This window comes from Serratia sp. CY32780 (assembly GCF_052169135.1).
Lineage (GTDB): Bacteria > Pseudomonadota > Gammaproteobacteria > Enterobacterales > Enterobacteriaceae > Serratia > Serratia sarumanii.
Genome location: NZ_JBJNLI010000004.1, coordinates 102,515 through 128,382 on the forward strand (window position 1 = coordinate 102,515; position 25,868 = coordinate 128,382).

Annotated in this window: 16 protein-coding genes; 3 read left to right on the forward strand and 13 right to left on the reverse strand. The window is 61.5% G+C overall.

Annotated elements, in window-relative coordinates:
• Positions 1–31: 31 nt before the first annotated feature.
• The 4 genes from wzzE to trxA all read right to left on the reverse strand — a co-directional run bounded on the left by wzzE (position 32) and on the right by trxA (position 4,485).
• The gene (wzzE, locus tag ACJ8HH_RS18285; RefSeq protein ID WP_033636634.1) at positions 32–1,084 is read right to left on the reverse strand and encodes an ECA polysaccharide chain length modulation protein; all 1,053 of its coding nucleotides are present in this window, start codon (positions 1,082–1,084) and stop codon (positions 32–34) included.
• A 20-nt stretch (positions 1,085–1,104) separates the two neighbouring features.
• Positions 1,105–2,202, reverse strand: a complete 1,098-nt coding sequence (wecA, locus tag ACJ8HH_RS18290) for a UDP-N-acetylglucosamine--undecaprenyl-phosphate N-acetylglucosaminephosphotransferase (RefSeq protein WP_049233749.1) — start codon at positions 2,200–2,202, stop codon at positions 1,105–1,107.
• Between the two features lie 296 nt (positions 2,203–2,498).
• Positions 2,499–3,758, reverse strand: coding sequence for a transcription termination factor Rho (gene rho / locus ACJ8HH_RS18295; protein ID WP_004934188.1), 1,260 nt, complete (start codon positions 3,756–3,758; stop codon positions 2,499–2,501).
• A gap of 400 nt (positions 3,759–4,158) precedes the next feature.
• A complete protein-coding gene (trxA, locus tag ACJ8HH_RS18300; protein ID WP_033636629.1) occupies positions 4,159–4,485 on the reverse strand; it encodes a thioredoxin TrxA in 327 nt (108 codons plus the stop codon).
• Between the two features lie 131 nt (positions 4,486–4,616).
• Here trxA and rhlB point away from each other — a divergent pair, with 131 nt between their 5' ends.
• Together rhlB and ppx are read left to right on the forward strand one after the other, a co-directional pair.
• On the forward strand, positions 4,617–5,903 hold the full coding sequence (gene rhlB, locus ACJ8HH_RS18305; protein ID WP_004934183.1) for an ATP-dependent RNA helicase RhlB: 1,287 nt from the start codon (positions 4,617–4,619) through the stop codon (positions 5,901–5,903).
• 5 nt (positions 5,904–5,908) lie between these two features.
• The gene (gene ppx / locus ACJ8HH_RS18310) at positions 5,909–7,405 is read left to right on the forward strand and encodes an exopolyphosphatase (RefSeq protein WP_033636627.1); all 1,497 of its coding nucleotides are present in this window, start codon (positions 5,909–5,911) and stop codon (positions 7,403–7,405) included.
• A gap of 177 nt (positions 7,406–7,582) precedes the next feature.
• On the opposite strand, the gene rep is transcribed toward ppx, so the two are convergent.
• Entirely contained in the window at positions 7,583–9,607 is a 2,025-nt protein-coding gene (gene rep / locus ACJ8HH_RS18315; RefSeq protein WP_033654001.1) for a DNA helicase Rep, read from the reverse strand.
• Between the two features lie 109 nt (positions 9,608–9,716).
• On the opposite strand from rep, the gene ppiC reads away from it, so the two are divergent.
• Positions 9,717–9,998 carry a peptidylprolyl isomerase PpiC gene (ppiC, locus tag ACJ8HH_RS18320; protein ID WP_004934175.1) on the forward strand — a complete coding sequence of 94 codons (282 nt, stop codon included), beginning with the start codon at positions 9,717–9,719 and terminating at the stop codon, positions 9,996–9,998.
• 25 nt (positions 9,999–10,023) lie between these two features.
• Here the strand turns inward: ppiC and ACJ8HH_RS18325 are convergent, their stop codons facing one another.
• From ACJ8HH_RS18325 to bcsQ, 8 genes are all read right to left on the reverse strand, one after another.
• Positions 10,024–11,526 carry a M16 family metallopeptidase gene (locus ACJ8HH_RS18325; protein ID WP_033636624.1) on the reverse strand — a complete coding sequence of 501 codons (1,503 nt, stop codon included), beginning with the start codon at positions 11,524–11,526 and terminating at the stop codon, positions 10,024–10,026.
• 260 nt (positions 11,527–11,786) lie between these two features.
• Positions 11,787–13,073, reverse strand: a complete 1,287-nt coding sequence (locus ACJ8HH_RS18330; protein WP_060451991.1) for a dicarboxylate/amino acid:cation symporter — start codon at positions 13,071–13,073, stop codon at positions 11,787–11,789.
• Between the two features lie 273 nt (positions 13,074–13,346).
• The gene (gene hmsP / locus ACJ8HH_RS18335; protein ID WP_060438274.1) at positions 13,347–15,353 is read right to left on the reverse strand and encodes a biofilm formation regulator HmsP; all 2,007 of its coding nucleotides are present in this window, start codon (positions 15,351–15,353) and stop codon (positions 13,347–13,349) included.
• A gap of 230 nt (positions 15,354–15,583) precedes the next feature.
• Positions 15,584–19,057, reverse strand: a complete 3,474-nt coding sequence (gene bcsC, locus ACJ8HH_RS18340; RefSeq protein ID WP_060431212.1) for a cellulose synthase complex outer membrane protein BcsC — start codon at positions 19,055–19,057, stop codon at positions 15,584–15,586.
• Entirely contained in the window at positions 19,039–20,151 is a 1,113-nt protein-coding gene (gene bcsZ / locus ACJ8HH_RS18345; RefSeq protein WP_442520243.1) for a cellulose synthase complex periplasmic endoglucanase BcsZ, read from the reverse strand. The genes bcsC and bcsZ overlap by 19 nt, the downstream gene beginning before the upstream one ends.
• 5 nt (positions 20,152–20,156) lie before the next feature.
• Entirely contained in the window at positions 20,157–22,463 is a 2,307-nt protein-coding gene (bcsB, locus tag ACJ8HH_RS18350) for a cellulose biosynthesis cyclic di-GMP-binding regulatory protein BcsB (RefSeq protein ID WP_197766300.1), read from the reverse strand.
• A 62-nt stretch (positions 22,464–22,525) separates the two neighbouring features.
• Positions 22,526–25,129 (reverse strand): UDP-forming cellulose synthase catalytic subunit, encoded by a 2,604-nt coding sequence (gene bcsA / locus ACJ8HH_RS18355; RefSeq protein WP_060438271.1) that lies wholly within the window; start codon positions 25,127–25,129, stop codon positions 22,526–22,528.
• Positions 25,126–25,866, reverse strand: coding sequence for a cellulose biosynthesis protein BcsQ (gene bcsQ, locus ACJ8HH_RS18360; RefSeq protein WP_033653997.1), 741 nt, complete (start codon positions 25,864–25,866; stop codon positions 25,126–25,128). Before bcsQ ends, bcsA begins: the two co-directional genes overlap by 4 nt.
• Between the last annotated feature and the right edge of the window lie 2 nt (positions 25,867–25,868).

Here is a 25,868-nt window from a genome sequence, read left to right on the forward strand (position 1 = left end):
ACGCGCCCTGCATCAGATTATTATATTATTTTTAACTACGCGGCCGACGCGCCAAGGCAACGCCCGCGCCAACCAAAGCGCCCATCGCGCCCCACAGAATCAGCCAGAAGACCCGGCGTGGGCTGTCGCGTTTTACCGGCTCTTCCGGCGTGCGCAAATAACGATAGGTCTGGAACTTCTCATCCAACGTCGGGCCAACGTTCAGCGTCGCCAGCATCGCGCGGTTCTGATCGTAATCCAGGTCATAGGTAGGGCCGGAGGCCTGCAGGCCTTCCAGACGCGCCTGCAGCATAGGCCGGCCCAGCAGGAACAGATCCGAATCCGGCAGTTGCTCGGCCGGAGTGTCGGTCTGCGCGCGGCTGATCCCCTGGCTTTCGGCGATTTTCAGCGCCTGCTGCGTGGTGTTCAGCTCGCGCTTGTAAACCGACTCCGCCACCGCTTCCTGCCGCTTGACCTGCGCCTTCATTGAGGTAGTGCGAGCGGCCCACGCCCCCTGGATCTCTTCGTTCAGGTGCAGGGCAGCGCGGTGGCTGGCGAAGGCCACGTATTGACGCAGCAGGCGGTTGGCGTCCGCGGCAGTTTCCGCCGTCAGCTTCACGCCGTCGTTCGGCACTTTCTTGTCGTCGCGCGGCGTGAACAGGATGTTGTTGATCAGCTCGTCGAGCAGCGCCGCATCCGCGCGGGCATCCCCTTCCTGACGTTGCTTGTAGTAATCGCTCTGCAGCCAGAAATCGCGACGCGTATCGTAAGCCGCCAGCTGCATGATGAACTCATTGTAGGCTTCGTCCGCGATGCTCGGCTGATCGCCGGCCGTCGCCGGCAGCGTGCGCACATCCAGATTGCGCAGGAACTGCTGCTGGGAGTAGTAACCGCCCAGCGCATTTACCGTGGGTTTGTCGGTGATTGCGGTCGCGCTCCATTCTTGCTTTACCAGATAAGAGACGATCAGCGCGACCGCCGCGAACAGCACCGCAATGCCGATAATCCACGGTTTGCCGCGCCACAGGGTGCAGCACAGGCCGCGGATATCGAGTTCGTTATCCACCGCCGGGGTATGCTTGTCAGACGTTGTTTCTGGATTCATCACAGCCAAAAAGCCTCTGGTTAAGATACTTGCTTGTTATCGCTCGAACGCCGCAGGCGACGCTTGATACGCTTAATGTACCGCGCAACCCGCCAGGCGCGCTTGATGCAGTAACCGTACAGGAAGAAAGCAAGCAAGAATAATGCCAACATAACCCACTCTGGGATAAAAGTCAGGCGTTCGCCGATCACGCCAACCGCCGCCAGCAATGCGGCCGCCAGGGTAATCAACACAAAAGCCTGCCGCGGCGTAAAGCCGGCTCGCATGATCAGGTGGTGAATATGTTGACGATCGGGAGAGAAGGGGCTCATCCCCTTGCGTAAACGACGATACATGATTGCTATCATGTCCATCAGCGGAATAGCGATGATCCACAGTGCGGTCACCGGATTAATCGAGTGTGCCTTGCCCTGCGAGCTTTGCAGCAGCAGCCAAATGGCGGTAAAGCCGATCAGGGTACTGCCGGCGTCCCCCATGAACACCTTATAACGGCGGCCGAGAATGCCGAGGTTGAGCAAAATATAGGGAACGATGGTGGCGATCATCGCAAAGCACCAGAACGCCATCTCATGGTGGCCGCTCAGGTACAGCAACAGACCCAGCGCGCCGAAGGAGACGCACGACAGCCCACCCAGCAGGCCATCAATGCCGTCGACCATGTTGAAGGCGTTGATCGCCGCCCATACCGCAAACAGCGTCACCAGATAGCCGAACGGCCCCAGCAACATCTCCCAGTCGCCCAGTACATGGCCGAAGCTGCGCAGATACAGACCGGCGAACACCATCATGGCGATGCCGACCAACGCCTGCACCAGGGCGCGGATTTTAACGCTGATGTCGAAACGATCGTCGAGCGCGCCCACAAACACCAGAATGCCGGCGCAGGTAAGATAAAGCTTGGCGTGCGCGATAGGTTGTTCGGAAATCCAAAACGCGAAGCACAATCCGGCATAAACGGAAATACCGCCGACCAGTGGAATCAGCCCCTGATGGCGTTTGCGATAATTGGGTTTATCTACCAGACCAATACGTTTTGCCGCCTTGCGGGCAACAAAGAGAAAAGCCAAAGAAAACAGGAAAACAAATAGAATTTCAGTACTCATAGTGAGTAAGTTCACAGTTAACAGATCTCTGTAGAAGATAAGGCAGCTTACCACGGGCAATAGCTTGTGCCATCGACCCCCGCCACCTTTCGGTCATTTCCTATGACAACGGTGATTCATGCCTATTTTCTTCGCATCGGCTGACAAAACGACAGCAGCAAAGCCGACCGGCACCGAGCCGACCGACAAACAAGATGAATTCTCAATAAGTCGAGGAAACAACTTACTTTTCCATTACTGCTACTTATCGTATCCGCCAAAAGCGAAAAACGCCACGACTAGGCGTGGCGTTCAGCGAATTTTTTAACGAATTATGAGCGTTTCATCATATCGAAGAATTCATCGTTGGTTTTAGTCATCGCCAACTTATTAATGAGGAACTCCATCGCGTCAATCTCACCCATCGGGTGAATGATTTTGCGCAGGATCCACATTTTTTGCAGCTCTTCGGAAGTGGTGAGCAGCTCTTCTTTACGGGTACCGGAGCGGTTGTAATCGATCGCAGGGAATACGCGCTTCTCGGCGATTTTACGCGCCAGGTGCAATTCCATGTTGCCGGTACCTTTGAATTCTTCGTAGATCACTTCGTCCATCTTCGAACCGGTATCGACCAGCGCGGTCGCGATGATGGTCAGGCTGCCGCCCTCTTCCACGTTACGCGCCGCACCGAAGAAACGCTTCGGACGATGCAGGGCGTTGGCGTCCACACCACCGGTCAGCACCTTGCCGGAAGCCGGTACCACGGTATTGTAGGCACGCGCCAGACGGGTGATGGAGTCGAGCAGAATGATCACGTCTTTCTTGTGCTCAACCAGACGCTTGGCCTTCTCGATCACCATTTCGGCCACTTGCACGTGGCGCGAAGCCGGCTCGTCGAAGGTCGATGCGATCACTTCGCCTTTCACCAGACGCTGCATCTCGGTCACTTCTTCCGGACGTTCGTCGATCAGCAGCACCATCAGCACGCAGTCTGGGTGATTGTAGGCGATGCTCTGCGCAATGTTCTGCAGCAGCATGGTTTTACCGGCTTTCGGCGGCGCCACGATCAGGCCGCGCTGGCCACGGCCAATCGGTGCCGCCAGATCCAGTACGCGCGCCGTCAGGTCTTCGGTCGAACCATTGCCGCGCTCCATCCGCAGACGGGAATTGGCGTGCAACGGCGTCAGGTTCTCGAACAGGATCTTGCTGCGGGCGTTTTCCGGCTTGTCGTAGTTGACTTCGTTGACTTTCAACAGGGCAAAATAGCGCTCGCCTTCTTTTGGCGGGCGAATCTTACCGGAAATGGTGTCACCTGTGCGGAGGTTGAAGCGGCGGATTTGGCTAGGGGATACGTAGATGTCGTCGGGACCGGCGAGGTAGGAACTGTCTCCAGAGCGGAGGAAACCGAATCCATCCTGCAATATCTCGAGCACGCCGTCGCCGAAGATATCTTCTCCGCTTTTCGCATGTTGCTTCAGAATGGAGAAGATAATGTCCTGCTTGCGCATGCGGGCAAGGTTTTCCAGCCCCATATTTTCGCCGAGAGTAATCAGCTCAGAAACCGGCGTATTCTTTAATTCGGTAAGATTCATAGTGGTGGGTTCTTAAACTCGGGGTATGTCTCGAACTTGTATCGTGAATGGTATGGCAGCGAGATGCGTGCCTGTTTACTGGACGTTCGATCACCGGGCGCAGGGCCGTCGCGGTAAGAAATGGCTTACATCGGGCGCACGCATTGACGGTTGAAGATCGAAGGTACCTTAAAAATGATTTTTGCAAAACCGTTTGATTGCCAAAACACGGGCTGAGTTCAGTTTACTTTCAACGCCAGTGATTCGACACAGAGTATAGCTTTAGATTCAAACTCTTTAGATTTAAAACTTCGGGCAAGTTCTATATGCAGTGTGGTTAAACTTAACACGCTTCTTGGCAGGCGTCTAGCGGTGAATTGAACATCACCGCCAGGCGCCTGATACTGGGCTTCCCGCCCGATTACAGATTCGCGTTCAGGAAATCTTTGAGCTGACCTTTGGACAACGCGCCAACCTTGGTCGCGGCCACTTCACCGTTCTTGAACAGCAACAGCGTAGGGATGCCACGGATACCGTACTTGGGCGCGGTAGCCGGGTTCTGATCGATATTCAGCTTGGTGATGGTCAGTTTGCCTTCGAACTCTTCGGCAATCTCATCCAGAATCGGAGCAATCATCTTGCACGGCCCACACCATTCAGCCCAGAAATCGACCAGGATCGGCCCTTCCGCTTTCAGCACGTCAGCGTCGAAGCTGCTGTCAGTCAGGTGAATAATTTTATCGCTCATGTTCTACTCCACAGGATTATGTCTACCTTGTTGGTGTAGCATTAACCAACTCAAGGTGATTTTATTGCACCGCGTTTATTTCAACGGATGTGCTTTCGTAAAGCAATAGTTAGCTGATATTCTACCACACTATGAGCAAAACACACTTGACTGAACAGAAGTTTTCCGACTTCGCCCTGCACCCGTTAGTCCTTGAAGCCCTTGAGAAAAAAGGGTTTCACAATTGCACGCCCATCCAGGCGTTAGCATTGCCGCTCACGCTCTCCGGGCGTGACGTTGCAGGTCAGGCGCAAACCGGTACCGGAAAGACGCTGGCGTTTTTGGCGTCTACTTTTCACTATTTGCTGACTCACCCGGCGAAACAGGATCGCCAGACCAATCAGCCGCGCGCCTTGATCATGGCGCCTACGCGTGAACTGGCGGTGCAAATCCACTCCGACGCAGAAGCGCTCTCCCAGAGCACCGGCCTGAAACTGGGCCTGGCCTACGGCGGCGACGGCTACGACAAACAGCTGAAAGTGCTGGAAAGCGGCGTGGACATTCTGATTGGCACCACCGGCCGTTTAATCGATTACACCAAGCAAAACTATGTCGATCTCGGCGCGATGCAGGTTGTCGTGCTGGATGAAGCCGATCGCATGTACGATCTCGGCTTTATCAAAGACATCCGTTGGCTGTTCCGCCGCATGCCTGCGGCCGATCAACGCCTGAACATGCTGTTCTCCGCCACCCTGTCCTATCGCGTACGCGAGCTGGCCTTCGAGCAGATGAACAACGCCGAATATGTTGAAGTGGAACCGGAACAGAAAACCGGCCACCGCATTAAAGAAGAGCTGTTCTACCCGTCCAACGAAGAAAAAATGCGTCTGCTGCAGACGCTGATCGAAGAAGAGTGGCCGGATCGCGCCATCATCTTCGCCAACACCAAGCACCGCTGCGAAGACATCTGGGGCCATCTGGCCGCCGACGGTCACCGCGTGGGCCTGCTGACCGGTGACGTGGCGCAGAAAAAACGCCTGCGCATCCTTGACGACTTCACTAAAGGCAACCTCGACATCCTGGTCGCCACCGACGTCGCCGCGCGCGGTCTGCACATTCCTGCCGTCACCCACGTATTCAACTACGATCTGCCTGACGATTGCGAAGACTACGTGCACCGCATCGGCCGTACCGGCCGCGCAGGCGCCAGCGGCCACTCCATCAGCCTGGCGTGTGAAGAGTACGCGCTCAACCTGCCGGCGATCGAGACCTATATCGACCACAGCATTCCGGTAAGCAAGTACAATAGCGATGCGCTGCTGACCGATCTGCCGGCGCCGAAACGCCTGTCGCGCCCGCGCGGCGGCAACGGCCCACGTCGCAACTCCGCGCCTCGTCGCGGCGGCGCGCCGCGCAACAACCGTAAACGCTCGAGCTGATCGCCATGCTCAGCTCCAGCACGCTTTATGCTGCCATCGATCTCGGCTCCAACAGCTTCCACATGTTGGTGGTGCGCGAGGTGGCCGGCAGCATTCAGACCCTGGCGCGGATCAAGCGCAAGGTGCGCCTGGCGGCCGGGCTGGATCAGAACAATCACCTGTCGCATGAGGCCATGCAACGCGGCTGGCAGTGCCTGCGGCTGTTCTCCGAACGCCTGCAGGACATTCCGCGCGAGCAGATCCGCGTCGTCGCCACCGCCACGCTGCGCCTGGCGTCCAACGCCGATGAGTTCCTGCAGGCCGCCGAGCAAATCCTCGGCTGCCCGGTACAGGTGATCAGCGGCGAAGAAGAAGCACGGCTGATTTATCATGGCGTCGCGCACACCACCGGCGGGCCGGATCGGCGGCTGGTCGTCGACATCGGCGGCGGCAGCACCGAACTGGTCACCGGCACCGGCGCACAGGCATCGCAGCTGTATAGCCTGTCGATGGGCTGCGTCACCTGGCTGGAGCGCTACTTCAGCGATCGCAACCTCGGGCAAGAAAACTTCGAGCGCGCCGAACAGGCCGCGCGCGAAATGGTGCGGCCGATCGCACCGCAGCTGCGCCAGCAAGGTTGGCAGATCTGCGTCGGCGCTTCCGGCACCGTACAGGCGCTGCAGGAGATCATGGTGGCGCAAGGCATGGATGAGCGCATCACCCTGCCCAAGCTGCGCCAGCTGAAACAGCGCGCCATTCAGTGCGGCAAGCTGGAAGAGCTGGAGATCGAAGGGTTGACGCTGGAGCGCGCGCTGGTGTTCCCGAGCGGCCTGTCCATTCTATTGGCCATCTTCCAGGAACTGGGCATCGAGAGCATGATGCTTGCCGGCGGGGCGCTGCGTGAAGGCCTGGTTTACGGCATGCTGCATCTGCCGGTGGAGCAGGATATTCGCATCCGCACCATCCGCAACCTGCAGCGCCGCTACCTGATCGACACCGAGCAGGCCGAACGCGTCAGCCAACTCGCCGCCAACTTCTCGCAGCAGGTCGCCAACGAGTGGCAGTTGGATGCGCGATGTCGCGAGCTGTTGCACAGCGCCAGTCTGATCCACGAACTCGGCCTCAGCGTCGATTTCAAGCAGGCGCCGCAACACGCCGCCTACCTGATCCGCCACCTGGACTTACCCGGCTTTACCCCGGCGCAGAAAAAACTGCTGGCCACCCTGCTGCAAAACCAGAGCAACCCCCTCGACCTGTCGCTGTTGAACCAGCAAAACGCCCTGCCGCCGCGCACTGCGCAGCGTCTGTGCCGCATTTTGCGCCTGGCGATCATCTTCGCCAGCCGCCGCCGCGATGACACGCTGCCGGCGGTGCGGTTGCGCGCCAATCAGGACGATGAACTGACGGTGATCTTGCCGCCGGGTTGGCTGGAACAGCATCCGCTGCGCGCCGAGGCGCTGGAGCAGGAAAGCCACTGGCAGAGCTACGTCCACTGGACGCTGCGGTTGGAGGAACAGCGTTGAAATGACCAGGGCGCGATTCACGCCTGAGGTTAATGGCAAACCTGATGACATTGCCAGGTTTACAGAAGACAGCATATAAAAAATAAGGAAAATCAATTCATTGATTTTCGACTGATAACCACAAAGGAGGAAAAACCACGCTTTTTCCTCCTTTGTCAGTCATCTAGCCCTGTCTTTTTAATTCCCGCCTTTGGCCTTGGCCAGCTGGGCGCGGATATTGGCCAGATGGCTCTGCCCTTTCTGCATCCGCTCCTGCGGGCTCACCACTTTGCGCTCGGTTTCCCATGCCAAATCGTCCTGCGGCAGCTCCAGCAGGAAGCGGCTCGGCTCCGGCCGCACCAGCTCGCCGTACTGACGGCGCTCGCGGCACAGGGTGAAGATCAGCTCTTTTTGCGCGCGGGTGATCCCCACATAGGCCAGACGCCGCTCTTCATCGACATTGTCTTCATCGATGCTGCTCTGGTGCGGCAGCAGGCCCTCTTCCATGCCCACCAGGAACACATAAGGGAACTCCAGCCCCTTGGAGGCGTGCAGCGTCATCAGCTGTACCTGATCCAGCTCTTCTTCGCTTTCACCGCGTTCCATCATGTCGCGCAGGGTGAAGCGCGTCACCACCTGGGTCAGCGTCATCGGCTCGTCCAGATCGCTGCCTTCCAGCATCTCCGTCATCCAGCCGAACAGCGTATTGACGTTCTTCATTCGCATTTCGGCGGCCTTCGGGCTGGTCGAGGTTTCAAACAGCCAGCTCTCATAATCCACGCCGCGGATCAGATCGCGCACCGCCGCCACCGGCTCACGTTCCGCCTGCTGGGCGATGCCGCCCAGCCAGTGGGTGAAACGCTGCAACGATTCCAGCCCGCGTCCGGTCAAGTGCTGGCTCAGCCCCAGATCGAAACTGGCGTGGAATAAACTCTTGTTGCGCTGGTTGGCCCATTCGCCGAGCTTCTGCAGCGTCGCCGGGCCGATCTCGCGCTTGGGGGTATTGACGATGCGCAGGAAGGCGCTGTCGTCTTCCGGGTTGGTCAGCACGCGCAGGTAGGCCAGCAGATCCTTGATCTCTGGGCGCGAGAAGAATGAGGTGCCGCCGGAAATCTTGTACGGGATGCGGTTCTGCATCAGCATCTTTTCAAACACCCGCGACTGGTGGTTGCCGCGGTACAGGATCGCATAGTCGCCGTAGTTGGTCTTTTTCACGAAGTGGTGGGCGATCAACTCCCCCACCACCCGCTCGGCTTCGTGATCCTCGTTGTTGGCGGTCACCACCTTCAGCTCTTCGCCATACCCCAGCTCGGAAAACAGCCGTTTTTCAAACACGTGCGGGTTATTGGCGATCAGAATGTTGGCCGCCTTCAGAATGCGCTCGCTGGAACGGTAGTTTTGCTCCAACTTGATCACCTGCAGCGCCGGGAAATCTTCCTTCAGCAGCACCAGGTTCTGCGGCCGCGCGCCGCGCCAGGAGTAGATCGACTGGTCGTCGTCACCCACCACGGTAAAGCGCGCGCGGTTGCCCACCAGCAGCTTAACCAGCTCGTACTGGCTGGTGTTGGTATCCTGGTACTCATCCACCAGCAGGTAGCGGATGCGCTGCTGCCAGCGTTCGCGCACCTCTTCGTTGCGTTGCAGCAGCAGCGTCGGCAACAGGATCAGGTCGTCGAAGTCCAGCACATTGCACGCCCGCATATGGGCGTGGTACAGGCCGTAGCAGTGGGCGAACAGCTTGTCGCGCTCCGAGCGCGCCAGCGCCGCCGCCCGCTGGGGATCGATCAGGTCGTTTTTCCAGTTGGAGATGGTCGAAATCAGCTGCGCCACCAGCGTTTTATCGCTTTCCAGCCACTTTTCGGTCAGCTCTTTCAACAGCGCCAGCTGATCCTGATCGTCGAACAGCGAGAAGTTGGACTTCATCCCCAACGCCACGTATTCCCGCTTGATGATCTCCAGCCCCAGGGTATGGAAAGTGGAAATCATCAGCCCGCGCGCCTCTTTGCGCCCCAGAGTTTGCGACACGCGCTCTTTCATCTCGCGCGCAGCCTTGTTGGTAAAGGTCACGGCGGCGATGTGCCGCGCCTGATAGCCGCAATGGTGGATCAGGTGGGCTATCTTGTTGGTGATAACGCGCGTCTTGCCGGAACCGGCACCGGCCAACACCAGGCAGGGCCCGGTAACGAATTCGACGGCTTGTTGTTGGCTGGGGTTTAATCGCATGGTGCTGGCTTGCTCGGCTGTAAAACGTGGAAGGGAATTGTAGCAGAAAGCGCCGATGAGATTTAGCGGGTATAATCAGCGCAATTTTCGCATCGACAAAGGCAATACCATGGCAAAAACGGCGTGCGCCCTGCACATTCTGGTAGACAATGAAAAGCTGGCCAACGAGCTGCTGGCCAAGCTGAAGCGCGGCGTCAGCTTCGACACGCTGGCGCGCAAATACTCGAGCTGCCCGTCAAAACGCAACGGCGGCTCGCTGGGCGAATTCAACAAGGGCGCGATGGTGCCGGCGTTCGATAAAGCGGTGTTCAGCATTCCGCTGCTCAAACCTTACGGCCCGGTCAAAACCCAGTTCGGTTACCACATCATCAAGGTGCTGTACCGCAACTGAGGGGGCCTGAGCCCCCTGCTGGGCATTACTGCGCGCCGGCGTCCGTCGCCGGTGCAGCCACCGCGGCGTCGGCCGGTTTGGCTTCCTCCGTCACCACTGCCGGCGCAGGCATCATGATGCCGTCATAGGTTTCCTGCAGCTGCTTCATGCTCATTTCCGGCTCGCCCTTCGGCTGCATCAGCACCAGCGTCGCCTCCTGAGAAAGCTGCAGCTTCAGCGCCTGATTCAGCGTCTCCAGCGTCAGGCTGGACAGGAACTCCTGGCGCAGCTTCTGATACAGTTCCGGCGCGATATCCACCACCCCGCTCTGCTGCGAACGCAGGCGCTGGCTCATCAGCACATCGGTGTCGGTGCGGGCGTAGGTCGCGAACAGCTTGCTCAGCTGATCGTTTTTCTGCGCCAGCAGCGCATCGAATTCTTCTTTCGACAGGCCGTTGTCACGCACGTTGGCCAGCTCGCGGGCGATAAAGCCCAGGCTGCCGTTCAGGTTGTTGTTCGGCGTATCCAGATGGATGGCGCACTGCCCGCGCTGGTACTGCACGCGGCAGTCAAAGCCCAGATGCAGGCTCTTCTGGTCGCTTTTTTCCAGCGTCTGCTGAAGATGCCAGAACAGCGCCTCGCGGGCGAGATCGCCACGCCAGTAACGCAGCAGGCTCTGCGAATCGCGAATCGGATGCCACGGCGAATCCCACATGATCGACAGCGTATCCTGTTTCACCTGCTCGCTGATCAGGCTCACCGGCTGTTGCGGCAGCGGCGTCAGAGTCGGCATCGGGGCCGGGGTTTCACGTTTGCCCTGCAGCGGCGAGAACGCCTTGTTGATCTGCTCGCCCAGGCTGCGGCTGTCGACCTTGCCGACAACGAACAGCGTCATGGCATCCGGGGTATACCACTGTTGATAGAATTTCTTCAGCTGTTCGAGGTTGACCGGCCGTTTCGCCGGCTGCGCCGGATCGTGCGCCAGCAGCGTCGAGCCTTTCAGGCGGTAACGCCACCAGACGTCTTGGGTATTGGGCGGGAAAGTGCCGACCGGATTGATGGTGGAGTTCATCACCGCGTGCACCGTATGCTCGTCGATCGCCAGTTTGCCGGTGGTGTCCGCCAGCCAGGCCAGCGCTTCTTTCAGCAGGTCGGGCCGGTTATTCGGCAGGCTGAGATTATACATGGTGAAATCATACGAGATGATAGCCGGCGGCAGCGGCCGCTCGTTATCCACGCTCTGCTGCCACAGGGCGCGCAGCTGCGGCGCGGTAAAGCTTTCACTGCGCGTCAACGCCAGCCGCGGCAACAGCTGGGCGAAGCCGGTCTGTTGCGAAGACTCCACCAGAGAGCCGGTATTGACGATCAGCCGCAGTTCCACGCGGTCGCTTGGCCGCTGCGGCGTATCGAGAATTTGCCATGAAAACCCGTTGGCCAGCGCCCCCTGCTGCCAGGCAGGATCGGGTTGTAGTGCTTCAGCCTGCACGCTGCTACTGGCTGCAGCCAATAGCAGCCCACCAACTATAAGATGAATTCTGGTGCCCTGCATGTGAACCCCTACTTAATGACTATCCAATTTCTTATGCAAATGCGTGTATTCCATTCAATGGAATCATAAAAATACGCCCTGAGTTTCACAGTGGGGCGGAAAGCAGAAAGTGTACCATCGTGTTAGACCGCGCGCCTTTGCGGATGTCACTCATTAGAGTGAAAAATAATAGATAGCGGGGTTTTTAATGCAAGAAATCGTTACGAGGCAGGGGGAAAACCTCACCGGCCGCGGCTGCGGCCGGTGATTCGCCGTCAATATCAGGCGGAAGGCAGCGTTTTGTCCGCGCAGGCGTTTTTGTTGTTCAGCGTGGCTTTCAGCTGTTTCTCATCCAGTTGGCCGCACCACTTCGCCACGACCACGGTCGCCACCCCGTTGCCCACCAGGTTGGTCAGCGCGCGGGCTTCCGACATGAAGCGGTCGATGCCGAGGATCAGCGCCAGGCCGGCCAACGGCAGGTGGCCGACGGCGGAGATGGTGGCGGCCAACACGATAAAGCCGCTGCCGGTCACGCCCGCCGCCCCTTTGGAGGAGAGCAGCAACACCACCAGCAGGGTAATCTGATGCATGATGTCCATGTGGGTGTTGGTCGCCTGCGCGATAAACACCGCGGCCATAGTCAGATAAATAGAGGTGCCGTCCAGATTGAAGGAGTACCCGGTCGGGATCACCAGGCCCACCACCGATTTCTTGCAGCCCAGCCTCTCCATTTTATCCAGCATGCGCGGCAGCGCGGACTCGGACGACGAGGTCCCCAGCACGATCAGCAGCTCTTCTTTGATGTAGTTGACGAATTTGAAGATGCTGAAGCCGTTGGCGCGGGCGATGCTGCCCAGCACCACCACCACGAACAGGATACAGGTGATATAGAAGCACACGATCAGCTGGCCGAGTTGCACCAGGGTGCCAACGCCGTATTTACCGATGGTAAACGCCATGGCGCCGAAGGCCCCCAGCGGCGCCAGGCGCATGATCATGTTGATGATGCCGAAAATCACCCGCGAGAAGCTGTCGATCACGTTGAAGATCAGCTGCCCCTTTTCACCCAAGCGATGCAGGGCGAACCCGAACAGCACCGCGAACAGCAGCACCTGCAGAATGTTGCCGCTGGCGAACGCGCCGATCACGCTGCCGGGGATGATGTCCAGCAGGAACGGAATGATGCCCTGCTGCTGCGCCTGTTCGGCGTAGACTGCCACCGCCTTGGCGTCCAGCGTGCCGGGATCGACGTTCATGCCGGCGCCCGGTTGCACCAGGTTGACGATCACCAGGCCGATAATCAGCGCGATGGTGCTGACGATTTCAAAATACAACAGCGCGATGGCGCCGGTGCGGCCCACCGCTTTCATGCTTTCCATGCCGGCGATGCCGGTCACCACGGTGCAGAAGATCACCGGGGCGATAATCATCTTGATCAGTTTGACGAAGCCATCGCCCAGAGGTTTCATCTCGGCGCCGAGGTCAGGGTAGAAATGGCCAAGCAGGATACCCAGCGTGATCGCCGTCAGCACCTGAAAATAGAGGCTCTTAAAGATCGTTGTTTTCATATGAACATCCTATGGGGGGAAGACACGCACCAGGCAGCAGTCTAAAAATCCAGCCTGTTCATTGCTTGCGCGGAAAATAACACCCACTTAACAACATGGAAATAATTTGTTGCACCCGCCCCTGGGAGTTGATGTGAATTTAAGAGCTGAAACGCGTCAGTCGGGGTGCAAAGCTGAAAATTGCGTAATGCTTTGTTTGCACTAACGCAAAAGAGGTAGAAGAGAAATAGCGATTTTCGGACGGGGAAAAGTACCGGAAAGGCAACGCGGCGCTTACGGCGCCGCGCGGCAAAACTCGGCTTCGAACGCTGCGCGCGGCAGCGGCCGGGCGAACAGGAATCCTTGCCCGCTGCGAATGCCGTGCTGCAGCAGGCAGTTGCGCTGCTCGGCGTTTTCCACGCCTTCGGCCATCACCGGCAACGCCAGCACTTCGGAGATCGCACTAACGATGCGCACCATCGCATCGTCGGCCGGCAGCCCCTGAATGAAGCTGCGGTCGATTTTAATCAAATCGATCGGCAGGGATTTCAAGCGGTTCAGGTATTCCAGACTGGAGTAGCCCATGCCGAAGTCGTCCAGCGCGATCGACAATCCCAGATCGTGCAGCTCGCGCAGCAGCGCCAGCGCGCGGTCGAGATCGTCGATGCGCACCGTCTCGGTGATCTCCAGCAGCAGCTTGCGCGGGTCTATCCGATACTGCGCCAGCAGGTTTTTCAGATGCGGGACGAACGCCTCATGCTGCATCTGTATACCGGAAACGTTGACCGCCAGCGGCAGCGCAATGCCGCGTTGCTGCCAGTCCGCCAGGATGCGGCAGGACTCTTCTAGCACCCAGTTGCCGAGAGGCACGATCACGCCCAGCTCTTCCGCGAGCGGGATAACGTCGGCCGGCAGGGTATAGCTGCCGTCATACTGCTGCCAACGCAGCAGCGCTTCGGCGCCGATCACCTCGTTGGACTGCATGTCGATCTGCGGCTGCAGGAACAGCGTAAAATGCCGCTGCTCGATGCCGTGCAAAATCTCGCTCTCCTGCGTCAGCCGCTTCTGCGTGCGCTCCGTCAGGCTGGGCTCGAAGAACAGGATCTGATTTTTTCCTTCACGGTGGGCGGACATCATCGCCGAGGTGGCGCTGCGCAGCAGCTGTTCCGCACTTTCCCCCTGATTGAGGTAGTGCGCGATGCCGATGCTGGCGTTGGGCCGCAGCGCCAGACCTTCCAGGGTCAAGGGCGCGTTGATCTCCGCCATGATGCATCGCGCCAGCTGCATGGCGTGGAACGGGCGCTCGGTCCCCTTGGCCAGGATGGCGAATTCGGTATTGCTCAGCTGCGCCAGCACGCCGTTTTCGTCGATGCAGCCGCGCAGCTTCTTCGCCAGCGCCAACAGCAGCGCTTCACGCATCGCCGGGCTCATCACGCCCGAGGCTTCATGCAGCGTCTCGATGCCGATCACCAGCAGGTTAAAACGCTCGGGGCGCAGGCTGGAGGCGATATGCTGTTCCAGCAACGCGTTCAGCAATGCCGGATTCGGCAGTTCGGTCACCGGATGGCGGGTGCTCAGGCGGCTCATGTCGGCATGCGCCTTGGCCAGCGTCTGTTGATTACGGTTGTAGTTGCGCACCAGCAGGCCGAGCTCGTCGTCCTGGTGCAGCGTCGGCAGCATCAGCTGGTGGTAGGGCGCTTCGTCCTGCGAGATGTTTTCCAGCTCTTTGGCCATCGCGCGCAGCGGATGCACCATCAACCGGTTCATGCACCAGGTGATGGCCACCGACAGGATCAGCGCCAACAGCAGGTAGGTCGATAGCATGGTCGACAAAATGCTGCGGATAAACTGGTACATGCGGAACGAATCGGCCTGCAGCACCAGATAGGCCAGCGGCTGCTGGTTGGCCGGCACCCGCTCCAGCGAATAGAGCGGCACGGAAATTTGGATCGGCAGCTCAAACAGCCGGGCGATCAGCGTCGGCACCGGCCGCTCCGGCGGGAAATTGGCGTGCAGCGCCTGAAATTCGTTCGGCAAGACGATATCCGCCCGGCTGAGAATGCCGACCGGCAACAGCGTGTTCAGCACCTTTTTGGCTTCCGGCACGTCCATGCGCAGCACCGCTTCCGCCAGCGGCTGGCGCACGGAGTGCGCGATATTCTCCAGTTGCTGGGCGTAGTCATCCCTGCGCTGCTGCACAAAGTGGAATAACTGGATCACGATAAAGATGCAGATCGTGACCAGCGCCACGCCGGACACCGTCGCCATCTGCTTAATCGTTAACGAACGCCTGACCCGCAAACCTGCTCTCCGTGAAATCGGGCTGAAACAAAAAAAGGGGGCTGACTCTCACCCGCCCCCTCGAACCGGGCTGATTATACTCGATCATCGGCTGTTTTTATCTGGCTATGCCGCAGGCAAAACCAAGAAAATCGCGGGTTTCAGTCTTTTCCTAAAGCGAACAAACGCGACCCGGACACAGGGTAACAAAACTCCCCGGTGTCCGACACTCCGAATCTTTCCCCTCCCGGCTACTTGAAGTCGGCGTAAGGCGTCAGCGGCTGCGGCGGCAAATCGAGATCCCCCTGCCAGCCGGCCAGGGAATAGCGCAGATAAATCAACGCGTGGCTCGGCGTATAGTCCTTCGCCTGTTGAATGTCGATACCGGCGCCGAGCGTCCAGTGCGAACTGAGACGGCGTTCGACGATCGCCCGCAGGGTATAACCGACGCCGCTTGAGGAGCTGCCGTCCTCGACGGCGAACTTATCGGGCAACGAATCCGGGATCAGCCCCTGCAGCGGATAGCGGCGCTGGCTGTCGGTTTTCGAATGGGACAGCGAAACCGAACCGCCCAGCTCCCACGACCAGTTCTCGGTGCGCTGGCGATAGTTGACCGGCAGCGACAGCGACAGATATTGCTGCGGGCTGTAATAGCCGCCCTGCCCCAGCGAATAGCCGCTCAAATCCTTCTGGTAGTGCCACAGCATGGTATTGAGCCCGACGCTCAGACGGCGATTGTCTTCGTTGATCAGCTTGTAGTAGTAGCCGGCCATCAACCGCTGCCGCTGGTTATCCGCCACGTTCTTGCCGGTAATCTGGTGCGCGCTGAGATCGGCCCACACGCCGTTCGCCTCGCCGCGATCGTAGCTGGCGCTCAGGCTGACGCCGGTAGCGCGCACGCCGCCCCAGGTGGTGCCGGTGTTCGGATCCTTGGCGCCGCCGAACGCCAGCAGCGAGCTGGAGATCGGCCGCCGCGAGGCCGCCAGCGTCCAGCCGATGTGGTTCCAGTCGCCGCTGTAGGCCAGGCCGCCGGTCCAGTCGACCACCTCGAAGCCCATCGGCGTCGTGCCGATATCGGCGGCCCAACGATCGTTTTTCCAGCCGGCCGCCACGCTGGTGCCGGTGGATTTCTGATGTTCACCGCCGCGGCACCCTTGCGTATTGCAGGTGCCGAAGGTCTCGTAGTATTTGCCGCTGCCGTCGGTCGAGAAGCGGCCGGCATCCAGCTGCACGGTGTCGGTGCGCAAGAAGGCGCGCCCGTCATACAGCGGCATGTCCACCTGCAGCATGGTGTCGTGCGCATTGAAGTCGGAAATACCACCGGTGCCGCTCGAGCGCCAGTAATCGTGATCGAGCGTGACGTTCACGTCTTGCTGCCGGTACAGATCCGCGGCCTCGGAACGGATGCCGCGTTTCAACCAGTCGTCGCCCGGGTTATTGCGCGTCAGAGAGGTGTAGGTGTCATTGTCCTGCGGCAACGTCGGCGTGATGCCGCCGGCCACCATCGCCTGCCGGTAATCCTGCTGCGCCCGCTCCGGCTGCCGCTGCGCCCGTTCCAGCCGGGCGGCGTCGCGGTAGATCAGCGCCTTGGTCTGCCCCACGGGCTCCGCGGCCGCCGCCGTTTTCAGCCGACCGAAGATAGCTTCGGCCTGCTGCGGATCGCCGACCGCGCCCCAGGCGTTGGCGACCCGCCGTTGGCTGTTGAGCGAAGCGTCTTGCGGCTGCGGTTCGGTTTTCAGCCGCTGGCGCGCCGCGTCCAGATCCCCCTGCGCCACATAAGCTTCGATCTCGCCCAGCTGCGCATCCGGGTTGTTCGGTTCGCGCCGTTTCACCCGCTGATAGTCGCCCAGCGCCGCCGCATACTCCCCGCGCGCCAGCGCCCAGTCGGCCAGCAGCAAATCGATGCGGGTGTCCGCCGGCTGCCGGCGCAGATAGGCTTCCGCCGCCGGTTCGTCGCCGGCCGCCCGCAGCCGTTCGGCATGTGCAATCACCGCCTGCATTTTTAGCCGCTGCGCCAGTTCGCGCATGTTGTCGTTCCACTGCGCCGCAGGCAGCGTATTGAGCTGCGCCAGCGCCTGGTCGTCGCGATCGCTGCCGGAAAGGTAGAGCGCATAGGCATAGGCCAACTGCGGATTGGCGCGCTGACGCTGCGCCAGCTGCCGGAATAAGGCGTCCGCCTGTTGCGGCTGCCCGGCCTGACGCAGCGCCTGCGCATAGCGATAGGTCAGCCAAACGTCGTCGGGATCCATCTGCTGGGCGCGGCGATAGATTTCCGCCGCCTGTTGCCACTGCTGCTGCGCCGCCAGCGTCTGCGCCTGTTGCTTCAACATATCGAGCCGCAGCCCGTCGAGGGTGCTGCGCAGCTTGGCCTGTTGGCTGTGCGGCAGGCCGTTGAGGTAGGCCAGCGCTTTTTCCGGCGACTGGCGTTGATAGAGATTCACCAGGCCGCGCAGCGCGCTGCCGTTACCGGGATCGCGCCGCAGCGCCTGCTGATAAAACCCTTCCGCCGCGGCGTCATCCTTGCTCGCCACCGCCACATCGCCCAGGCCGATAAACGCATCGCCGTCGCGGTCGTCGAGCTGGCGCGCCTGCTGGTATTTCTGCCTGGCCAGCGCAAGATTGCCGGCCTTCAGCGCCTTGTCGCCTTCGTCTATCGCCAGCCAGTAACTGGTGCTCTTGATCAGGCTTTGCCACTTGCCGCTGTCGTAGCCGTTCGTGTCGGCGGCAAGCGCCTGGCGGAACAGCTTCAACGCCTGCGGGCGGTTGCCGGCGCGCGAATAGGCCTGGCCGAGCGCGCCCAGCACCTCGGCGTCGTTCGGCGTCGCCGCCAGCGCCTTTTGCAACGCCGGAATGGCCGCCCGGCTGCCGCCTTTATCCACCTGCGCCAGGCCGCGCACCCGCGCCTGATACGCCGGATCGGCCAACAGTTTCTGCTGTCTGGCCAGCTCTTCGCGGGCGCTGGTCGCCTGATCGCCGGTATCGAACACGCCGAGGAAACGGTTGAGCGCCGCCACGCTTTGCGCGCTGACCGGCATCGCTTTGACCTTGTCCAGCCACAGATCGGCGGCATCGCCGCGCCCGGCCGGATCGGCGGCGATCTTCTGCAGCAGCTCATAGGCCTGCGCGTCCTGGTTCTGACTGAACAGCATGCGCGCCAGCGACATGCGCAGCGCCACGTTGCCGGAATATTGCTGATCCAGCGCCTGCAGCTGCTTCAACGCTTTCGCCTCCTGCCCCGGCAAACGCGCCACCAGCCGCCAGTACTCCACTGCCAGCTCGAGCGTCGGCGGCTCGCCGTGGAACAGCGCATCGTACTGCGCCTTGGCCTCCGGCAACCGGCCGGCGGTCGCCATCAGGCGCGCCTGCTGCAGCTTCTGCCGGGTTTCCGGCTGCGTCAGCAGCATGTTCATTTGCGCCTGGCGATAGGCGCTGGACTGCGGCGCGAGGGTTTTCAGCTTGTCCAACTGCTGCTGCGCCAGCGCCATATTGCCCTGCCGCAGCGCCAAACGCATGCGCGCGGCGATCACGTCCGGGTTGTTCGGATCCATCAACTCTAGCCGGTACAGCGACTGGCGCACCAGATCGTCCTTGTTGCCGGCCTCGCCAATGCGCACCTGTTCCAGCAGCCACTGCTCCGGGGCCACGGCTTCCGCAGCGCGCGCCTGCGGCAGCATCGCCAGGCTCAGCGGAATCAAATTCAGCCAGTTTATTTTGAAGTTGTGCATTGGCCGTCCCACGAGGGTTGCAATTCACCCTGACGATTAAAGCGATAACGTTGTTGATCCCACCCCTGGCCGAACAGCGTCAGCGAGGCGCTGAAATAGGCGTCGTCCCCCGGCGGATGTTCGCTGATGCGTTGCCGCTGTGTCGCCAGCGCCTCAGCCTGCGTCGCCAACATCGGCAACATCGAGGCGGAAAAGCCGACCGGGCCGCCGCCGGTGGTTTTGCCGCTGGCGGTATCGGTTTTCTCCGGCGGCACGCCCTGTTTGGCGGTGAGCTGCGCCATCGGCTGAAAACGTTCGAGCAGCGCCGCCTTGTATTCATCGTCGTCCGCCAGCATGCCGGCCCACAGATAAACCCGAATGGCGTCGTAGCTGCCGACGTTCGGCTTGACGGGATCCGGCTGCCAGCCGGCGCCGACCCGCCACACCACCCAGTCCGGCGAGAAACCGTGCGGCGCGGTGTCCAGCCACAGCCGCTGGTTGACCTGGCGCATCGCGCGCCACGGGCCGTTCAGCGCCGCAAAACGCGCCAACAGCTGCGGCGGCAGGTAGCTGGGATTCAGCCGCCAGCGATCGTCCGTCACGAACCCGACTTTGCCCGGCAGCAGCATCAGGCCCAGGCCGGGAATGTCGGCCACCTCCTCGCGGCCGATGCGTTGCAGCAGCAGCGTTCCCAGGGTTTGATAGCGCCGGCTTTTCCACAGGCGGCTGGCTTCGAGCAGGTTGTAGGCGATCCACAGATCGGCGTCCGACGCCGAGTTGGCGTCCAGCACCTTCCACTGTTTGTCATCGCTCTCGCCCCACAGCCAGGCGGGCAAACGGGCGCTGAGATCGCCCGCCGCCAGATTGTTCTCCGTCCAGGCCAGCAGCAGATCGAAGGTCGGCCGGTCGTTGGCCACCAGGGCGAAGAACAGGCCGTAGCTCTGCCCCTCGGAGGTGGTGATTTTGTTCGGGCTGCTCGGATCGATCACCCGCCCCTGCGGGCTGATGTAGAACTGCTTGTACTGTTGCCAACCCGGCCACTCGCAGGCCGCCGCGGCGCTGAAGGCGCACAACAGCAGCATGCCGAGCGACAGGCGTTGCAGCATGGCGTTCACCGCCGTCAATCCCGATCTTCAGGCGCCAGACGACGCCGGCTGAAGGCCTTCAGGCCGCGCCACAGCATCAGCCCCAGGATCACCACCAGCACCACCGCGATCACCGCCAGCAGCACCGGATGGGTGGAGAGGGCATACCACAGCCGCTCCCACCACGGCAGGTGGCCGACATAGTAAATATCGCCGACGCGCAGGCTGTTGACCCCCGATTCGCGGATCACCGCCACCGAGCCGAACACCGCGGCGCGCTTGCCGCTGTCCAGCAGGGCATTGTTCAGCAGCTCATAGCCGCGCGGGCTGTCCGCCAACAGCGCCACGATGCTGCGCTGGTCGTTGAACGGCGACTGCACGCCAATGATCGCCGACATCGCGCCCTCGGAGCTGACGGCGGTCTTGCTGTCCGGCCGGGTGTCCTCCGCCAGCGCTTCCGCGCTGGGCAGCGGCGGCTGCCGCGTCGGCTGTTTCACCCAGCTTTGGGTCGCGTCCACCAGCAGGCTGATTTTCTTGTCGTCGCGCAGCTCCGGCGGAATGGTGCCGACCATCAGGATATCGTCGTCGCGATCCTTGGCCTGCGGCCAGTCATCGCTCAGCGTGAAGGCCAGCGCCGGGTAGCCGGTTTGCGCGCCGATCACGCCCAGCGCGTTCAGCAGCGCGCTGACCTGCGCCGGCTGCGGTTTCTGATTCACCAACACCAGCGTTTGCGACAGATCCGCCAGGCGGCTGAACGGGAAGCCGGCGTTGGCGAAGGCGCGCAGATCCGGCATCGCCATAAAGTGGCGGTAGCCGGAGAAATCGATGGTGGACGCGCCGTCGATCACCGCGTGGTTTTGCGTGAAGGAGTAGGTTTCACAGCGCCCTTCCGCGCCGCTGGCCAGCAGCGTGGTGTAATCGAAGTCAAAGCGCAGCTGGTTGGTGGCCCCCAGCCGCAGCGCCGGGATATTGACGTTCTTGTCGGAATCGAGCAGCCCCTGCGTCAACGGCAGGCGCAGCAGCTGCGCGCCCTGCTCGTGCTCCGGCACCAGCGAGTAAGCCTGCACGAACTGGTTGTTCAGGCTGACGCTCAGCCGCGAACCGTCCTGAATGCGCGGCGCGGTGTAACGGTATTTCAGGTGCATGTCGATGCCGGTGCTGCGGATCAGGAACAGGTCCGGCGGCAGGTTCATGGTCAGCGAAATCGGGCCGGGCTCGATGCCGCTGGTTTGCAGCTGCTCGGCGTACTGCTGCAGCTCGGCGAAGGTCATCGGCCGATCGGTGCGCACCCAGTTCGGCGCGTCGTACGGCTGGCGCGGCGCCAGCTGTTCCACCTTGTCCACCGTTACGTTCTGGCCGCGGAACAGGATGTTGCCCTGCGCGATGCCCTTCACCGCGGTGATCAAATCGTTGTCGTCACGCCCCTGAATCAACAGCAGTTTGACGTACGGATTGTCCGGGTGGCTGATCATCTCCACCGTCGGGCCGTTGACCGCCGGATAATCGCGCAGGAAATCCGGGCGCTGCGAGTTGGTGGCGAACACCACCGCGTGCTGCGTCGGCAGCGCGTTGTACAGCGTCGGGAAGGATTGCCCGCGCCACTGCGCCTTGCTGCCGAACCAGGACGCCAGAATGCCCGCCGCACGCTGCTGAGCGAGATCCGGCTGGCCGGCGAACACCATCGGCAGCGTCAGCGGCCGATTATCGCGGCTGTCGAAGAACGGCTCAGGGAAGTGCGACAGCTCGTTTTTCACCGGCAGCGTCTGGAAACGCAGCTTCAGCGCGCTGGACTTGCTGACGTCGAGCCACAGCGAGGTGCTGGCCGGGTTTTCGCAGATATTTTGATAATGGCCGACGAACACCAACCGAACGCGGTTAAAATCGGTGATATAGCGCGGATCGATCGCCATCTGGATGCGATTGGGCTTGCCCAGTTGCTCCTTGGCGATCGTGGTCACGCCCATCAGCTCGTCGTTCAGGTAGACCTTGACGTGCGACTCCACCGGGATCAGCGCCGGCGATGGCGTAAACTCCATATCGAGCATCGCCTGCGAGACCACCTCGTCGCTGCGCACGCCGAATTCGATCTGCCCGTCCGGCCGGGTGCCGCGCAGAACAAAGATGCCCGGTGGCGGCGCTATCTGCGCAAACGGCAGCGACACGTCGCGCACCGGCGCATTCGGATCCTGCGGCGCGGCGGTTGGCGGTGGCGCGATCGCCGTATCGGCCGCCGCGGCAATCGGCGGCTGGGCCGCCACGGTCGGCGCGGTGGCGGTTTCGGCCTGCGACAGGGTGCTGATGCCTAAGGCCAGAGCAGTTAACCAGGTTATTTTTCTCGTCATCGTATCATCATCAATGTTGGAGCCTGTTCACCGGGCGAGTGAGCGGGCGGTTGAACTCGCAGCTAACCCACTGTTTCTTGTTGACCCAAGGTCGGATCCCTGCCGACGCCGCGCGGAATAAACGACACGACCCAGGCGGTCAGCGAGGTGACCCCGACCAGCAGACCGCGCACCAGCGGCGGCGCGTAGTCCGCCATGCGCACATACCCCCGGAAGCCCAGCGCCAGTACGTCGCGCAGGCTTTCGATCGGCCGGTCTTCGGGGAACCCGTCCTGCCACAGCGCCCAGGTATCGGCGCGGGCGAAGGTGCACTGAATGAAATCGATGTGTTCGCGGGTGGAGAGGTCGACCAGGCGCACCCCCACCTTGTTGCCGAAGGCGCGCGTCACCACGCAGGGGAAGCTGTACTCCTGCTGGCCGCGCTTGAGCAGCAGCGAGAGCTTGTCGCCGTCTTTCAACGCGTTTTCCACCCGCATCTCAATGCCCACGCCGCCGTCGGAGTAATCGCGCAGCGTGCAGGGATACAGATGGCCGTCGGCGCGCGCGATCGCCGCCGGCATGGCGATTTCCACGCGGTGCGCCTGACGCACCTGCTTGGCCTCCACCGCCACCGCCACTGCGCCGCCGAGAATCGTCATGTTGTACAGCACCCACACCAGGCTGATGATCACCGTCATCACCTCGTCCGTCGGGCCATAGGCCAACCGCCAAACGCCGAACGCCAGCCCGGCCAGGTTCAGGATCACCAGGAACATGTAAGGCCGGGTGATCACCCAGTCGACGTGCTCCTCCTCCACCAGCCCGCCCTTGGCGGTGACGTTGAATTTGCCCTTGTGCGGATTGAACAGCGCCACCGTCGTCGGCCGCGCGATATACCAGGCCAGCACCGTTTCATAGATTTCGCTCCAGAACGAATGGCGGTATTTCCCCTGGATACGCGAGTTGGTCAGGCTGGCGTGGATCATGTGCGGCAGCACGTAAAGCGCGATCGCCAGCGCCGGCGCGAAGATGATGTAAGCATGCAGCAGCAAAAACGCCAGCGGCGCGGTGAGGAAGATCAGCCGCGGAATGCCCGACAGGAAGTGCAGCATGGCGTTGGCGTAGCACAGGCGCTGCGCCAGTTTCAGCCCCTTGCCCAGCAGCGGGTTGTCCAGCCGGAAGATCTGCACCATGCCGCGCGCCCAGCGAATGCGCTGGCCGATGTGCGCCGACAGGCTCTCGGTCGCCAGCCCGGCGGCCTGCGGAATGCGGATATAGGCCGAGGTGTGCCCGCGCCGGTGCAAGCGCAGCGAGGTGTGGGCGTCTTCGGTGACGGTTTCCACCGCGATGCCGCCGATTTCGTCCAGCGCGCTGCGGCGCAGGATGGCGCAAGAGCCGCAGAAGAAGGTCGCATCCCACATGTCGTTGCCGTCCTGCACCAGCCCGTAGAACAAGGTGCCTTCGTTGGGCGTCTGACGGAAGCGGCCGAGGTTGCGCTCGAACGGATCCGGCGAGAAGAAGTGGTGCGGGGTTTGCAGCATCGCCAGCTTTTTGTCTTTGAAGAACCAGCCCATGGTCAGCTGCAGGAAGGAGCGCGTCGGCACGTGATCGCAGTCGAAAATCGCCACGAACTCGCCGGTGGCCTGCTTCAGCGCGTTGTTGATGTTGCCGGCCTTGGCGTGTTCGTGGGTCGGCCTGGCGATGTATTTCACCCCCACTTCGGCGGCGAACGCCCGGAATTCGGGGCGGTTGCCGTCATCGAGGATATAGATATTCACCTTCTCTTTCGGCCAGTCGATGCCCAGCGCCGCGTAGATGGTGGGCTTCACCACCCCGAGATCTTCATTGTAGGTCGGCACCATCAGATCGATGGTCGGCCAGCTGGCGCTATCGGCGGGCAGCGGCACCGGCTGGCGGTTAAGCGGCCAGATGGTCTGGAAATAGCCCAGCACCAGCACCACCCAGGCGTAGGTTTCCGCCACCAGCAGCAACAGGCCGCACACCAGGCTTAGCGGGTCGTCCCAGTTCAGCGTGGCGGTATAGCGCCACCACAGGTAGCGACAGGAGACGGTCAGCGACAGCACGATCAGCATCAGCGCGGGCAAACGCCCCGGCACCCGGCGCACCACCATCGCGATCCCCCACAGCAGCAGGACGAACACGAACTGCGCCGGCAGATCGAACGGTTGCGAGATGCACAGCATGGCGAGGATCGCCGCCAGCACGCTGACCAGAATAAACAGCGCGCGCCGCATGCCGCGGTTCATGCGGCCGAGGCGCTCCACCGAGCGCTGTTCCACGCCGGCGTTCTTCAGCCGCTGCGGCAGGCCCTGCAGCCCGTCGGCATAGCGCTGCTGCAGGCGGCGCCAACCGGCGAAATAGTCGCGCTGCACCGGCGCGCGGCCGCTGCGAAACAGCAGCAGCCACAGCCCCTGCAGCAGATAACGCAGCGCATCCGCCGGACGCGGGCGTTCGGCGGACAGATGCGGGAACCAGTAAGCGCGGCCGGTACGCACGCGCTGCCAGGCCGGCGACTCGAAGCGCAGCAGCAGCCAGCCCAACGCCACCAGCAGCGTGGCGAAAAAGGCGGTCAGCGCCGATGCGCCATTGCGGCGATAGCCGCGGTAGCGCGTCTGCACCGCCTGACGCACCGGCGGCACCAGCAGCAGGCTCAGCACCCGGCTCATGGCGCAACGCCCCGTTTGAGGTTGATCAGGCACCAGTTGGCCAGCGTCAGCACTTCATCCGCCGCCAGGCTCTCGGGGCGGTACTCGCCCAACGGCTGTTTGACCGCCAGCGCTTCCGCCAACGCTTCGTCGCGGTGGATCACCACCGGCAACAGGCCGCTCAGCGTTTGCAGCCACAGCTGATGCAGATCCTGCTGCAGCTGGCTGGCGGAGGAGTAGTGATTGACCAGGAAACGGCAGTCGTTCGGCAACGTCTGTTGATGGAGCCGTACCTGGCAGTTGGCGTCGGGGTTCAACAGCATGAACACGCAGTCGGCAAGCTGCAGCGCCTGCTGCGCCAGCACGCCGTCCCCGACCGGGACATCCAGCAGGATCCAGCGCTGCGGATCGCCGGCGATCAGTTGGCGCAGGTTGTCGCGCCAGCGTTCCGGCTGCTCCCGACACTGACGCTGCACTTCCAGCCGTTCCGCCGCATTCAGGCGGCCAAAGGGCAGAAAGTCGAGGTTTTCACAATAACGCAGCGCGCCTTCCTGCCAGCCGCCGCCATCCCGCTCCGCGCGAGCCCAACCGCGCGCCAGCTCGAACGGCGTGTTGAAATGCAGGCGCAGCAGATTATCCGGCGTGAAATCGATCGCCAACACCGACTCACCCAACTGCTGCAACGCCCAGGCGAGCGCCGCCGTGACCGACGTCGTCCCCATTCCACCCCGCAACCCTTGCAGCGCGATCACCGGCATAG